We start from the raw sequence: 12,274 nt of genomic DNA on the forward strand, positions 1-12,274 counted from the left end.
CGGCGCCCGTAGGGCGGCACCACATAAAAGGGGCAGGAAAGCCTGCGAATAGCATCTGCTGGCATCGTACCGGATTTGTTCGCCCTTAGCGTGCAGATACGTCACTTTCGTGTAGTCACCCCTGGAAGGTCTTGCCCTCGACTCCTTCGAGCGCGAAGATTGGCAGGTAGACGGCGGTAATGATGATCACGCCGAAAATGCTGGGCTTCACGACTTCGGCGCTGGCCTTGGCGACGAGGCCGAAGCGTTCGTCCCTGTCCAGCAGGCGGCCCATGCGGTGCTGCGCTTCGCCCAGACGCCTCAGGCAGTTCTCGACGATGATCACGGCGCCATCGACGATGAGGCCGAAATCGAGCGCGCCAAGGCTCATCAGGTTGGCGGACGTCCGGGTGGCGAGCATCCCGGTCAGGGTCATCAGCATGGCCACCGGAATGACAGCGGCCGTCATAAGCGCGGCCCGGAAATTGCCGAGCAGCAAGAACAGGATGACGATGACCAGCAGCGCGCCTTCGGCAAGGTTCTTCTGCACGGTCTGGATCGTGCGTTCGACGAGCGCCGTGCGATCATAGAGTGGACGTACGATGATGCCTTCAGGCAAGGACTTTGCCGACTCCTCGAGCTTTTCCGCCGCCGCCTGAGCGACGATGCGCGGATTTTCGCCGATCAGCATGGCGACAGTCGCCAGCACCACTTCCTGACCATTCTTGGTTGCAGCGCCGGTCCGCAGTCCCGATCCGATCGTGACGTCGGCAACGTCGGCAATCCGGAGCGGCACACCGCCGCGCGTCGCGACGATGATTTGCGAAAGATCCTGCTCGTTCGCGGCCTGACCTGGAACGCGGATCAGGATCTGCTCCCCGCTGCGTTCGACATAGCCCGCGCCGCGATTGGCGTTGTTCTTTTCCAATGCCTCGACGACATCGCCCAGTGAAAGACCTAGCGAGGCGAGATAGGAGGAGTTCGGCGTCACGTGATATTGCCGCTCATACCCCCCAATGGTGTTGACTTCAGCAACACCGCGAACCGTGCGGATTTGCGGCCGGATGACCCAGTCCGACATGGTGCGCAGGTCTTCCGCCGTCCACGGGCTGCCGTCGGGCTTTTTGGCACCTGGCTTCGCCTCGATCGAGAACATGAAAATTTCGCCAAGCCCGGTCGAAATCGGCCCCATCTCGGGTTCCATGCCCGGCGGGAGCTGTGACTTGACCGCCTGGATGCGCTCATTGACCTGCTGGCGGGCGAAATAGATGTCGGTCCCATCATCGAACACCACGGTGACCTGCGACAATCCGTAGCGCGAGATCGAGCGGGTGTAGGACAGGTTGGGAATGCCTGCGATTGCGGTCTCGATCGGGAAGGTGATGCGTTGCTCGCTCTCGAGCGGAGAGTAACCTTCGGCCTCGGTGTTGATCTGGACCTGAACATTGGTGATGTCCGGCACGGCGTCGATGGGCAGTTTGGTCGCGCTCCACGCGCCGATGGCGCAGAGGAGGCCAACCACGGCCAGAACAAGCCAGCGCTGGCGGATGGAAAAGCCGATGATGCGGGGCAGCATGATTCAGTCCTCCCCGATCAATGGTCGTGGCTCGCGCCCGACTTTTCGATGTCGGCGCGAACGAGGAAGGAACCCTTGGCGACATAAGGCGTGCCGGGCTTCAGCCCGCCAAGCACTTCGGTCCATTCGGGTGATGAGCGGCCCAGCTGGAGCATCCGCACTTCATAATCCTGGCCGTAGTTGGCAAAGACCACCTTGAAGTCGCGGAACGACTGGATCGCTTCGGTCCGCACGGCCAGCGGAACGGCAGCGGCATTGATGCTCACGCGGCCGCGCAAGGCCATGCCGGGGCGCAGCGCGCCGGTGCGGTTGGGAATATTGGCGCGGACCAGCGCGGTCCCGGCCTGCATGTTGCCCTCCGGCAGGTATTCGCCGAGAAGGCTCGATGCGATAGCCTTGCCGTCCTGCGTCTCGACATCGACCTGCATTCCAGGCCGGATGGCACCCAGATCCTTCGGAAAGACGTTGAACACCACCGTGGTCTGTGCCGGATCGGTGATGACGTAGAGCGCCCGGTCTCCGGTCACGTCACCGGGATTGGCATTGCGTTCGGCAACCACGCCGCTGACCGTCGCATAGACCGGATAGACCTGGAGGCTCTCGCTCGATTCGATCCGGGCGAGCAACTGGCCACGCTGGACGTAGTCACCGACAGCCCTGGTCACGCTGACGACCCGGCCCGGAAACTGCCCGCGGATTTCGGCGCGCGCCGTGGTGGCAAGCTGGACCGTGCCGTAAAGCTCGCGCGCCTCACCGATCGTCGCGGGTCCGGCGGTCAGAATTGCGATGCCGCCAACCTTTGCGGCCTCTGTCGTAATCCGGGTGCGACCCTCGGGGCTGGCGTATTTCCAGACGTGGCGCTGGCCATTTTCGACCGCGACCACCTCGACATCGAAGCTGTGCGGCTCCTCGACCACGCCCTGCCCGGCGAGATACTTGCCCTCGGGCGTGAAGGCGAAGGTGTTGACCTCGCCGCCGAGCCGCTTGAGCGTTATCGTCACCTGTACCGACTTCGCATCGACAGACTTGCCTTCGCGCGAGGCAAAGACGCGGAACTGCGGTTCCTGGCCGTCCTCGAAGATCGTTACTTCGACGGCAAAGTCGCCATCCTTGAGCAGGCGGCCGCCGTTCGGCCCCTTGGCCTCTTCCTCACCTTCGCCATGCTGGCCGCCCTCTTTGGCGGTCGGTTCGGAACCACCGCCACAGGCGGCAAGCGGGATGGCAAGGACAAGCGCGAGCGCTGCGGAAATCGTGATTTTCTTCATGGCTGGGTCTCCCCGGCGGCGGCGTCGAAGCGCCCGGTCAGCCGGTCAATCTGGGAAAGGACATCGCGGTAACGGGTCATGGCCTCGACCCATTGCGACTGGACTTCGATGATGGCGTCGGCGGCGTCCTGCACGTCGCTGAAACGGAAGCCGCCGCGCGCGTATCCTTCGCGCACTTGCGCCAGCGCTCGTTGCGCCTTGGGATAGACATCGTGCATGATGCCGTCGGCGCGCATTCGCGCAGCTTCCGCCTCGGCACGCAGCGACGCCAATTCGCGAAGGCGCTCAAGGCGGGATGCTTCGGCTGTGAACTCGAGCCGCTGCCGTTCGGCTTGCGCCCGCGCGATATTGCCCTGGTTACGGTCGAAGCGGCCGAGCGGGATCGATATCCCGGCGACGAGGGCGACATCGCCCGTTTCGCGCAAGTGCCGGACGCCGCCGCTCAATGTGTAGTCCTGGACACCGCGTGTCCTTTCAACCGCCACTGCAGCCTGGGCGCGTTCCACCTCGGCTGCCGCAAGATTGTTGTCGGCAGAAGCGAGACCGTGCTGATGCTCGTCGGGTTTCTCGATCCCGCGAGGGACTTCGATGTCTTCGGGCTTGCCGCCCCAGAACGAAGCCAGCCTGGCGCGAGCAGCGTTGCGGCGCGAGCGGGCCTCCTCGAGGGCGAGACTGGCCTGCGAGATCCGCGCAGCCGCCCTCGTCTCGACGAAGACCGGATCCCTGTATCCCCGCACACGGCGGAGCGCCTCGACCTGCATCGCCCGCTCGGTCTCGAGACGCTTCTCGGCCAGCCAGATCACTTCCCCGGCAATCTGGAGATCGAGAAAGGCGCGTTGCACTGCCTGGGCGAGATTGAGGCGTGAAATGCGCGACGATGCTTCGGCCACGCCGATGTCGCGTTCCGCATAGGCGATCCGCGCATCGCGCTTGCCGCCCCGTTCGATGGTCTGGGCATAGGTGACCGTCGTCTCGGCCTGCCGGAACACATTGTAGGCGCCGGTCCCGGCGATATTCTCGCTGTCCACGGACAACACGGGATTGGGGCGCACACCGGCCTGCGTCCGTCCTGCCCGGGCAGCATCAATACCGGCCGCTTGCGCCGCAATTGCCGGTGATGCGGCCGTAGCTCGCCGCACGGCCTCCTCAAGGCTGATGGGTTCGGCCCTTGCCATCGTAGGCAAGGCCAGCGCCAGCCCGGCCATTAGGCCGGCGCGCAATTTCAATGACATGGAATGCTCCTGAATCGCAAACAAGGCTTAACGGGAGGATTCTCCCGCAGTCTGGAAGGCGATTCAGGCTAGCGGCGGCTCCACCGGCGGCGCCAATGCGTAAGAGGCAAGGACCCGGGCCTTGCCTGGCGACAGGAGTTCGCGTCGAGCGAGCAGCAGGTCGGAGCCCATGCCCATGCCAGCAGCCATCGCGACCGGGCAATGATGATGCTGAAGCGTTTCCTGGCCCGATTCCGGAGCGCGCTGCTCGTGGCGCTCTTCTGCGATTTCCGCTGCCGCATGGCCGATCACCGCCATGGTGCCATGATGCTCTTGCACCCCATGCGCCAGCGCAGGCGAATGCGCTTCGCCGAACAGCACGGCAAACAACACCAGAAACGGAAGAAGGGCGCCCCTCATGCCGCGGCGCGTAGCAGACAGCTTAGTTAACCGCAATGGCGTGAATCCGGATCGCTGTGCAGTATCAGAGAATGCGGGACAATCGGCTCGCGGCAATGTTTCGGTTCAGCCAGACAAATACCACGAAAACTCGGAGCATTCGGCAAATTGCCGGGTTGCATTGCCAAACAGGCGATCACGCAAGCCCCGCTCGCCTTTCACCCCCGAGATGAGCACATCCGCGCCGCAATCGAGCGCATGCACGATTATTTCAGCGCCAGGTTTGTTATTGCGGTCAGGGAGATGGACGGCCTGGGCCGTCAATCCGCGGCTCCCGAGATAGCCGACGACCTGTTCCAGCCTCGCGGCGGAAATCTCGTCACCGGCACCGACAATGTGTATCCGGCCCGCGGAACTCAGAAGATTCAGCGACGAATGCAGGGCGCGCCGGGACGACGCGCAGTCTTTCCAGGCGATCACGGCAACACCGATCGGGTTTGCCTCAACCCCGCGCTTCAGGCGCAGCACCGGCGTTCCAGAGCGGATCGCAAGGTCGACCGGATCAGGCGTGACGCATTCCTCGTCCACCTCTGCGATCGTTACGAGCAAGTCGGAGGTATAAAGATGCTCCAGAATCGCCTCCTCAGGCGTTCCGACACCGCTGCACCATTCCACCATACCGTGCGAAAAAATGGCATCCTCCGAAAACATCCGCCGCACCGCAGCCGTTCTGGACTGCAAACGCGCTTCCAACGCCTCGGTAGCGATCTGATTGCGGAACGCCGCCCCGCCGAAGTCCGGCTTGGGCCAGGCGTAGGAGATACATGACAGCCGCGCCGAGGCGGCTTCGTTGAACTTTCCCAACCATGCGAACAGCCGATCGAGGCCATTTTTTGGGCAAGCATCGACGGCGACATTCGTGATCTGCATTTCAGACACCTCCGGTTGCGATCATATCTCGATGCCGAAGCGGTGCATACCGCCGGGCTGCCTCTTGTTACCAAGAGGTCGCCGGGGACACAGCAGGGGCGAAGCCATGTCCCCGGCGTGGCGACGCGAATCCCTGGGTGCCTGTCCTCCTGCGGTGAGGCTCTCTTGCTGCCGAGGGATCTGTCACCAATTCGAACTCCAGCTACTCGCTTGCCACCCTTTCACTGCCCCCCTTCGAATTCTCTGCCGCGCGGATCGCGATAGCCCAGCAACCGCAGTGCATTGATCACGACCAGAAGGGTCGACCCCTCATGCACAGCGACGGCGGGGCCGATGCCAAGCCCGAGTATGGTTGCCGGAACCAGCAGCGCGACGACACCGAGGCTGACGAAGACATTTTGCCGAATAACCGAGCGGGTCTTCCGACTGAGGCCAACCGCGAACGGCAGATGGGAGAGATCGTCCGCCATCAACGCAACGTCGGCGGTTTCGAGCGCCACATCGGAGCCCGCCGCTCCCATCGCGATGCTGACGGTCGCGCTAGCCATGGCGGGCGCATCGTTGACCCCGTCGCCGACCATGGCAACCTTGGTCTTCTCACGCAGCGACTTGATCAGATCGACCTTGTCCTCGGGCATCAGATCGCCCCAAGCCTCGTCGAGGCCAACCTCACGCGACATGGCCTGCGCGATCCGGTGGTGATCGCCCGACAGCATGATCATCCGTTCGATGCCAAGTTGGCGCAGACGTGCGATTGTCGGCCGAGCCGTTTCCCTGAGGGCATCCTGGAGGCCGATCGCACCGAGATCGCGATTCCCGCGGCGAACAACCATTGTCGTGTGGCCGGTCATGCGAAGGCGAGAAATCGCGCTTCCCATTTCGAGAGAAAGCGGGGCGATACCATCCACGCCAAACATCTCGGCCTTGCCAATCAGCACTGTTTCACCGTCGATCACGGCCGAGACGCCTCGGCCGGTCAGGCTTTCCAGGCTGGTGGCAACGGGAACGGCGGCGTCGCCGGTCAGAGCGCGGCCATCGCGCGCGATGGCCTGCGCCAGCGGATGATCGCTGAGGCTTTCCACCGCGACGGCAACCGCCATCAGTTCCTCTTTTGTAACTCCCTCGGCGGGTATGACTTCCTGGATGCGAGGTTCGCCTCTGGTGAGCGTGCCCGTCTTGTCGAAGGCGATCGCGTTCAGCGACCCCAGCAGTTCGAGCGGTGCACCGCCCTTGATCAGCACGCCTCCCCGCGCGGCCCGCGCCACGCCGGATAGCACCGCGCTTGGCGTTGCGATGGCGAGCGCGCAGGGGCTGGCCGCGACAAGAACCGCCATTGCCCGGTAGAAGCTGTCACGGAACGGTTCGTCGATCACGACCCAGGCGAACAGCAGCAGTCCGGCAAGGCCCAGCACCGCAGGTACGAAGACGCGCTCGAACCGGTCGGTGAACCGCTGGGTCGGAGACTTCTGGGTTTCGGCTTCGCTGACCAGCTTGATGACCTTGGCCAACGTGCTTTCGCGCGATATCCGGGTGACCTCGATCTCGATCGCCCCGCTGCCGTTGATCGTCCCGGCAAAGACGCGATAGGCGGCATCAAGCACGTCGGGATTGGCGCGCGCGGCGGAATCGTCCATCACCGCACGCTTGTCGACGGGCATGCTTTCGCCGGTCACGGGAGCCTGATTGACGGCTGTCGTGCCCTTGAGCACGAACCCGTCGGCGGCGATCCGCTCGTCCGGCTTTACCACCACCACATCGCCGACTTCGAGTTCCTCGACGGGGACTTCGCTGGTGGTCCCGTCCCGATGCCTGACCATCGCCGTGCGCGGCGCGAGCTTAGCGAGCGCTTCGATCGCCCGCTTGGCCCGGCCCATCGCATAGTGTTCAAGCGCGTGGCCCAGGCTGAACAGAAAGAGCAGCAATGCGCCTTCCGCCCATGCCCCCAGAGCCGCCGCGCCTGCCGCCGCGACCAGCATCAGCGTATCGATCTCGAAACGCTTCATCCGCAGGTTTTCGATCGCCTCGCGCAGCGTGAAGAAGCCGCCAAGGCCGTAGGCCAGGAGATAGAGCGCGAGTGGAAGCCAGCTCGGCGCGGCCGGCACGAGGCGTTCGATGGCGTAGCCGATGCCCACCGCGCCGCCACAGCCCAGCGCGAAGGCCAGTTCGGCCCATTCGCCGAGGATCCCGCCATGGGCATGGTCATGAGGCTTGCCCTCGTGGTCGTGATCGCCGGGAGGATGTGCGTGATCCTCCTCGATCGGCTCCTCCGGACCGGCACCCATGCCCTCGAGAACTTTTGCAATTTGCGCGGCGTCGATCAGCGTGCGGTCGAACTCGACGCGAACAGCGCCGCCGCCGCCAACGGCGGCTTCCAGCACGCCAGGCAAGGCCCTGAGCCGCGCTTCGATCGTCCGGGCCCTGCGGGCGTGCAGTGTTCCCCCTTCCCAGACCGCATGGCCGAAGCGCGAGGCGATTTCCGCGCCGGCGGTCTCCACCGCCGCCCGGACCTGCACCAGGGAAAGTCTGTCCGGATCAAAGTGGACGCAAAGCCGAGCCGGTAGCCCGTTCTCCGCCTCGACGACATGGGCGTTCTCGACGCCATCGCGCGCATTCAGGGTGGATTGAAGCCTCTCGACACAACGGTCGGCGACATCCGGCACTTCGGGAAGGAGCAGGGGAATATCGAACTGGAGCTTCTCGGTCATACAGTCTCCATCACCTCATTTCCCGATTTCGCGTCATGCGCGCCGCCAGAACCAGAATCGAGCAACAGCATCGGGGATCTACCTGTTGTGCCGGCGCACATAACGCGCCGTCGTAGTTGCACGCTGGACATGCGCCTTGAGCGCGGCATCGGTTCGAGCCAGCATCCGGGCGAACATCCCCTTCAGCCCCAGCAGGCCCAGAAACGAAAAGAGGCCGATACAGCGCATGCCGTGGGCGATCAGGGTTTCATGCTGGGTCCAGGTGACCTGAAAGCTTTCTTCGAACTCAAGGACCCCGGGTATGCCAATCCGCAAGGACAGTTCGCGATTGGAGTCTGATCGGGTCAGCCTTGCGTCGGCGGTAACCATGGCTTCTCCCCGCCCCCATCGACGCGCCGTGCAAAGGAGCTTGCCGGGATTTTGCGTGTCGGAATGCAAGGCAAAGACCGGATGCCATTCCCGGTAACGCTCGACATCCGCGATGACCCTCCAGACGCGGATCGCCGGCATGCCGAGTACCAGGGATGAACGACAGGCGATCATCAGGGAGCGCCTGGTCCGGCGGACAAGCGCCGCGATGCCCCCCTTGTCGGGCAGGGCGGTTTCTTTGCCGTCACTGGCCTTGTCCCGAGATGACGCCGTTCGCCTTGCCGCCAACCACCTCCACGGTTTCGAGAGTCATCAGGCCGATGCCCGGGACGTCGGCAAGCGCTTCGACGAATGAACGCAGCTTGCCTTCCTCATCGACGATCTCGACCACGACGGCCCGATCGCTTTCGAGCACATGCCGCCGATGAAGATGCGCCGAGTGCCCGAAGCCAATAAGCGCGTCGATCACCGTTGCGCCCGCGAGCTTTCGCTCGCGGGCAAGGGAGGCGGCATATTCGAAGACCTTGCGGTCGCCGATATAGGCCCCCTCGTCGGTATAGATTCTGAGCAGTTTGATGGACTGGTTCATGGCGGCCTCCTTCATTGTGCGGGTGTTTCGACAGGCTGGGCTTCGACGCTCTCTTCGCCGCCTTCCTTGCGCCCGAGCACCACTTTGGCGATCGCCGGCAGCACAAGCAGGGTCAGGATGGTCGCGGCGATCAGGCCGCCGATGACCGTCGTCGCCAACGGCTTCTGCACCTCGGCGCCGGTGCCATGCGCAAGCGCCATCGGGACGAAGCCGATCGCGGGCACAAAGCCGGTCATGACGACCGCACGCATCTTCTCGACCATGCCTTCCCGGATCGCTTCGACGAGCGGCATCCCGTCCTCGATCCGTTCGCGGATAGCAGTCATCACGACGAGGCCATTGAGCACGGCGACGCCGGCAAGGCAGATGAAGCCCACCGCAGCCGAAACCGAGAAGGCGATGCCGGTCAGCGCCAGGGTGAACACCCCGCCCGCGAGGCCCAGCGGCACGGCCAGGAAGACGGCCGAAGCCCGCCGCAGTGTGCCGAGCGCCATGAATAGCAGCACGAAGATCGCCGCGAAGCAGAGCGGCACCACGATCGACAGGCGCTGCGACGCGGCCTGAAGGTTCTGGAACTGCCCGCCCCATTCAAGGTAGTAGCCGGCGGGCAGCTTGATCTCAGCCACCTTGGCCTGGGCCTCGGCGACAAACGAACCGGCATCGCGTCCTTGCAGGTTCGCCTGGATCACGACGCGGCGCTTCCCGTTCTCGCGGGTGATCTGGTTCAACCCTTCGGTGAAGCGGATCTGCGCCACCTGGCTGAGCGGCACCGAACGGCGCGCCTGACCCTCCTGCGCCGGCAGCATGACCGGCAGCGCCATCACGTCGTCGAGACTGGCCCGTGTCGTCTCCGGCACGCGCACTGCGATCTCGAAGCGCCGGTCCCCCTCGAAGAGCAGTCCGGACTCTCGGCCGCCCATGGCTGCCGCGACCGTATCGGCCACTTCCTCGACCGTCAGCCCATAGCGCGCGATTGCCGCACGATCGAAGCGGACATCGAGCGTCGGCGCGCCGCCGGTCTGGTCGGCCTTGACGCTGGCCGCGCCGGGAATCGACTGCAACACGCGGACGATGTCACCGGCCGATTGCGACATCTTGTCGAGGTCGTCGCCGTAGAGCTTGATCGCCACGTCGCCCCGTACGCCCGCGATCAGCTCGTTGAAGCGAAGCTGGATCGGCTGACTGACCTCATAGAGCTGACCGAGTTGCGAGCCTGCGGCTTTCTCGACCTTTTCCAGAATGCCCGCCTTGCCATCAACATCCGCGGACCATTGCTCCTCCGGTTTCAGGATCACGAACCCATCGGAGATATTGGGCGGCATCGGATCGGTCGCGACTTCGGCGGTGCCGGTTTTGGAGAACATCAGCTGGACCTCGGGCAGACGGCTGATCGCCTGCTCAACGCCGCGCTGCATGGTCAGCGATTGTTCGAGGCTGACCGACGGCACTCTGGTCGAGGCGAGCGCGACGTTCTTCTCGTCGAGCTGGGGAATGAACTCCGAGCCGAGAAAGCCGAACGCGGGGATCGCCGCGAGGAAGAATGCAAGCCCCGCCCCGATGAAGCGCCAGGGGCGCTCCAGCGACTGGTCGAGCAACGGAATGTAGCGTTCCTTGGTCTTGCGGATCAGCCAGACTTCCTTTTCAGCCACCTTGCCGCGGATCACCAGGGCGACGAGCGCCGGAACCAGCGTGATCGCCAGCACGAAGGCCGCGACGAGCGCGAGCATGATGGTGATCGCCATCGGCGAGAAGGTCTTGCCCTCGACGCCGGTGAACATGAGCAGTGGCGCGAAGGCGAGCAGGATGATGGCCTGGCCGTACACCGTCGGCTTGATCATCTCCTGGCTCGCCGCCATCGTCTCTTCAAGCCGTTCGCGCAAACTCAGCAGCCGCCCTTCATGCTCCTGCCGGTGCGCGAGCCGCGCCAGACAGTTCTCGATGATGATGACGGCGCCATCGACGATCAGGCCGAAGTCGAGCGCGCCAAGGCTCATCAGATTGCCTGGCACACCGACGATATTCATGCCCGTTGCCATCATCAGGAAGGAAAACGGGATCACGAGCACGGCGATGATCGCCGCCCGCCAGTTGCCGAGCAGCAGGAACAGAGCCGCCGCGACCAGCAATGCACCTTCAGCCAGATTGCGTTCGACGGTGGCGACGGTCGCGTTGACCAGCTTGGCGCGGTCGAGCACGACATCCACCTTGACGCCGGGCGGTAGGGTCTTGGCAACCTGCGCCAGCTTGTCGCCAACGCCCTGGGCGACCACACGGCTGTTCTCGCCGATCAGCATGAGGGCGGTGCCGACGACGGCTTCGCGGCCGTTCATGCTCGCGGCGCCGGTGCGCAGATCGCCGCCGATCCGGACATCAGCGATCTGTCCGACCATGACCGGAACGCCGCCGCGCGTGGCGACGACGGCATTGCGAATCTCGTCGACCGAACGGATGCGCGCATCGGCGCGCACCAGGTAGGCTTCGCCGCCGCGATTGTAGTAGTTGGCGCCAACCGCGAGATTGGCGGCTTCGAGCGCCTTGCCGAGTTCACTGTAGGAAATGCCGAAGGCGGTAAGCTTCACCGGATCGGGTTCGACCACGAAGGTCTTGGCATAGCCGCCGATCGAATCGACCCCGGCAACGCCGCGCACGCTCTTGAGCTGCGGCGCGATGATCCAGTCCTGCACGGTGCGCAGGTATCCGGCCTTTGCCACCTCGTCGGTGAGCACCTGCCCCTCGGGCGTCAGATAGCTGCCGTCAGGTTGCCAGCCCGGCTGACCGGCAACGCGGCGCGCGCCCTTGCCGTCGGGATTGGCATAACCGACGGTGTACATGACCACTTCGCCAAGACCGGTCGTGACCGGGCCGATCTGGGGCTGGACTCCTGCCGGCAGTTTCTCACCCGCCTGGGAGAGGCGTTCGCCGACCTGCTGCCGGGCAAAATAGAGGTCCGTTGAATCGGTAAAAATCGCCGTGACCTGGCTGAAGCCGTTGCGCGAGAGCGAACGTGTCGTCTCGAGGCCAGGAATGCCGGCCAGCGCCGTCTCGATCGGATAGGTGACGAGCTTTTCCATCTCGACCGGCGAAAGCCCCGGATCGATCGTATTGATCTGCACCTGGTTGTTGGTGATGTCGGGAACGGCGTCGATCGGCAGCTTGGTAAGCTGCCACAGGCCGATCCCGGCGATGGCGAGGAAGAACAGCACTACCGCCCAGCGCATGCGGACGGACAGCGCCATGAGACTTGCGATCAT

9 protein-coding genes are annotated in these 12,274 nt (G+C 64.2%); all 9 read right to left on the reverse strand.

Annotation, left to right across the window (positions count from 1 at the left end; genetic code table 11):
- Positions 1-115 precede the first annotated feature (115 nt).
- Positions 116-1,555 carry an efflux RND transporter permease subunit gene (locus tag POM99_RS19765; protein ID WP_438823034.1) on the reverse strand — a complete coding sequence of 480 codons (1,440 nt, stop codon included), beginning with the start codon at positions 1,553-1,555 and terminating at the stop codon, positions 116-118.
- Between the two features lie 17 nt (positions 1,556-1,572).
- Positions 1,573-2,820, reverse strand: coding sequence for an efflux RND transporter periplasmic adaptor subunit (locus POM99_RS19770; protein ID WP_277280412.1), 1,248 nt, complete (start codon positions 2,818-2,820; stop codon positions 1,573-1,575).
- The gene (locus POM99_RS19775; RefSeq protein ID WP_277280413.1) at positions 2,817-4,052 is read right to left on the reverse strand and encodes a TolC family protein; all 1,236 of its coding nucleotides are present in this window, start codon (positions 4,050-4,052) and stop codon (positions 2,817-2,819) included. The genes POM99_RS19770 and POM99_RS19775 overlap by 4 nt, the downstream gene beginning before the upstream one ends.
- Before the next feature lie 63 nt (positions 4,053-4,115).
- Complete coding sequence (locus tag POM99_RS19780; RefSeq protein WP_277280414.1) at positions 4,116-4,451, reverse strand: hypothetical protein; 336 nt, start codon at positions 4,449-4,451, stop codon at positions 4,116-4,118.
- A 105-nt stretch (positions 4,452-4,556) separates the two neighbouring features.
- On the reverse strand, positions 4,557-5,360 hold the full coding sequence (locus tag POM99_RS19785) for a hypothetical protein (protein WP_277280415.1): 804 nt from the start codon (positions 5,358-5,360) through the stop codon (positions 4,557-4,559).
- 221 nt (positions 5,361-5,581) lie between these two features.
- The gene (locus POM99_RS19790; RefSeq protein ID WP_277280416.1) at positions 5,582-8,065 is read right to left on the reverse strand and encodes a heavy metal translocating P-type ATPase; all 2,484 of its coding nucleotides are present in this window, start codon (positions 8,063-8,065) and stop codon (positions 5,582-5,584) included.
- Positions 8,066-8,143: 78 nt separating this feature from the next.
- Complete coding sequence (locus POM99_RS19795) at positions 8,144-8,608, reverse strand: SRPBCC family protein (RefSeq protein WP_277280417.1); 465 nt, start codon at positions 8,606-8,608, stop codon at positions 8,144-8,146.
- 70 nt (positions 8,609-8,678) lie between these two features.
- Positions 8,679-9,023 (reverse strand): DUF190 domain-containing protein, encoded by a 345-nt coding sequence (locus POM99_RS19800; protein ID WP_277280418.1) that lies wholly within the window; start codon positions 9,021-9,023, stop codon positions 8,679-8,681.
- 11 nt (positions 9,024-9,034) lie between these two features.
- Entirely contained in the window at positions 9,035-12,274 is a 3,240-nt protein-coding gene (locus POM99_RS19805; RefSeq protein WP_277280419.1) for an efflux RND transporter permease subunit, read from the reverse strand.

The organism is Novosphingobium cyanobacteriorum, assembly GCF_029436685.1.
GTDB classification, from domain to species: Bacteria; Pseudomonadota; Alphaproteobacteria; order Sphingomonadales; family Sphingomonadaceae; genus Novosphingobium; species Novosphingobium cyanobacteriorum.